Genomic DNA, 2,574 nt, shown 5'->3' on the forward strand with positions numbered 1-2,574 from the left:
GCCCAATTTGAAGAACGTCGCTCTATTGTTGAGCAGTTATTTCCGTTGCCGGTTGAGGCCACTTCTTCTAAAGATATGGGTGCTAATTTGTTTTAATTTTTCTTGAATTTCTTTGAAATAGGAGATTGACTTATGGTGAGCACAGCAGTTGATGTTAAAACCCACCCGATTTTATCCCGTTATCCTGATTGGGCAACAAAAGTTCTTAGTAGTTTGGATAAACCCCCATTTTCTCCGAATTACTACCCCGAAACCATTGAGATGTTTGATCAACATGGATTATTGGCCGGTATTGCCTTCGGACAAGTTTATGAAACCACCCGTACCCCAGACCAACCAACTGATTTTATTGCCTGGTTCTGGGATGGCCAATTAGCGGTCTTTGTAGTTGCTGAGACTAAGCAAGTTTTAGTTAATCGCTTATCTCTAGTACAAAAAGTTGGGTTAAATTGATTTGGCAATTGGGGTAAATATGGTTCACCTAGCATCCTCTGTATCCCCCGGAGACGCTGCTTCCTTTCAGCAAACGTATTTTTCGATTATCGAAAGTTTTTTAACTGCCGGTAATTATCTTGAGGATTTAGCACTCAAACAGTCTCAAAAAGCTAGAGATACGGGAATTACAATTAGTCAAGGGGGAAAGGTACTTTATGGCCAAGAGGATGGCAGAAAAGTTGATTATTTATTTGGCCCCCTCTCTCAACAACTTTACCCTGATTTACCCCAGAAATTAAATCAACTACGAACCTCAGAAGTTGGTAGTGTTTCAACTTTATCAGACCTGCGAGTGGAGTTAAATAATCAGATTGTCTTAGAGACTGATTCAAGTGGGGCGGTAAAGGTTAATGAATTAAAAAATTTACCACTTGATAAATTGCCTGAGCTATTTCAGCGCCTTGCTAGAACGAGAGAAAAAAATCTGTCTACCGCAATTGAAGAGTCAATTATTAAGGCTTTGAAAAACGACGAGAATCAATCTATGAAAAGTAATGAACCGTTGTCAGATGTGGGTTTAGAGCTTCCCCCTGATTTTGATGAAGCCATCTTATTTAGTGATCCTGCCTTAAGTGCCCAAGCTACCGAACTATTTGGGCCACCACCAGAACCCAGTACACCGGCCACCGATATTGAAACCCAGAAAATTCCCCACCAGGCATTACCGGCAACTGATGCTGGCCAAAGAACCCCCAACCGGGATACACCGGCAGCCGATCTTGATGTTGAGAAAACCCCTAGCTGGGATACACCGGCAGCCGATGCTGGTCAAAGAACCCCCAGCCTCTTCCAGCGCGCAACCGATGTTGGCATTGAGAGAACCAACAGCCAGAATACACCGGCAACTGATGCGGGCGAAAGAATCCCTAACCGGGATACACCGGCAACCGATGGCCGGTCGTCTCTTGCACGAAAGTCTTTTAAAAAGGCCCGCCCCCAATTAGGACAAAACACGAATGGGGGGACACCGATCCAACAATCAGATATCGGGATACCCATATCAAGAGAAGAGACTATCTCACCACAGCCCACTCCAAGAGCCCCAATATCAACAGAAGAAACTGTAAAGAACTCAACCACTCCTCCGGTATCAATACCAAAAGAAGAGGCTGTACCCACTCCAAGAGCACCAATATCAAAAGAAGAGTTTGAGTTGCCGTCGCCCAATCCACCGGCCTTGGAAGATTCTCACCCTACCCCCCCACCGCAAAGCCTTGATGACAAAGTGGTGCCACCACCCCCAAAAGAACAGGCTGCACCCACTCTCAGTACACCGGCCCCAAATTCCCCCATTAATATACCGATATCAACTTCTGAACGACGCAATAACCGCACTTCAGTTGAGGCAGAAGAACCATTATCTGCTACTGGTTTAGGGCGTAGCTATTCTCTTTCTAGTGGGTTAGAAGATACCGAATTAAAAGCTTTATTGGTTGAACAGATTAAAGCAACTCGTGAACTTCAACAACAAGTTGCTCTCTCATCCAACCAATTTCAAGAGTTGGTTTCTGTGCGGCTTAATTCTCAAGACCAGACTAATTGGTGGGAGCAGCTAAAGGAATCTTTTAAGGGTTTGGGCCAACAAGTTTCTTCAAAGCTGTCTGGTATGGTTAAGGCTTTTCACTCTCAACAAACCGAACATCAGGCTGCCACTACAATGCACGAATTATTCCAGTCTCAAGTAGGTAAAGATGCGACGAGCTATTTATCTGAGAAGTATTCTATTCAGCGTCAAGGTAATTCCTATACTTTGGAAGATTCAGAAGGTAATTCCTTACTGAAATGGAAGTCTACCCCCTTTGGAGTTTCCTGTGAACCGGGTTCTAATAAATTAGATAGCCAACAACTTGATTCAATTAAGCAGTTACAAACTCATTTACAGAGCGGAAAAATATCAGATGAATGGTCGCCGGTGGGTACTACAGAAACCAGTCAATTTAAACGAACGATGTCTATTGCTACAAATTTGATAGGGGCTGCTAATAAATTGGGTTCTAATATTTCTTTAGATGGCCAAGTTTACAAAATTGAAGCAACGGCATCTGGTTGTAAGGTGAGTGCAAAAGATGGTCGCGGTGA

1 protein-coding gene and 1 pseudogene are annotated in these 2,574 nt (G+C 43.7%); both read left to right on the forward strand.

What is annotated here, in order from left to right; genetic code table 11:
• Nucleotides 1-132: 132 nt before the first annotated feature.
• Nucleotides 133-453, forward strand: a complete 321-nt coding sequence (locus NG798_RS26965; protein WP_261226809.1) for a hypothetical protein — start codon at nt 133-135, stop codon at nt 451-453.
• 19 nt (nt 454-472) lie between these two features.
• A pseudogene (locus tag NG798_RS26970) lies at nt 473-2,574 on the forward strand (hypothetical protein); the annotation flags it as partial.

This window comes from Ancylothrix sp. D3o, from assembly GCF_025370775.1.
In the GTDB taxonomy this organism is placed as follows: Bacteria; Cyanobacteriota; Cyanobacteriia; order Cyanobacteriales; family Oscillatoriaceae; genus Ancylothrix.

What these genes read in the sequence shown, in the direction of transcription:
- NG798_RS26965 (WP_261226809.1), top strand. Translation starts at nt 133, where the DNA reads ATGGTGAGCACAGCAGTTGATGTTAAAACCCACCCGATTTTATCCCGT.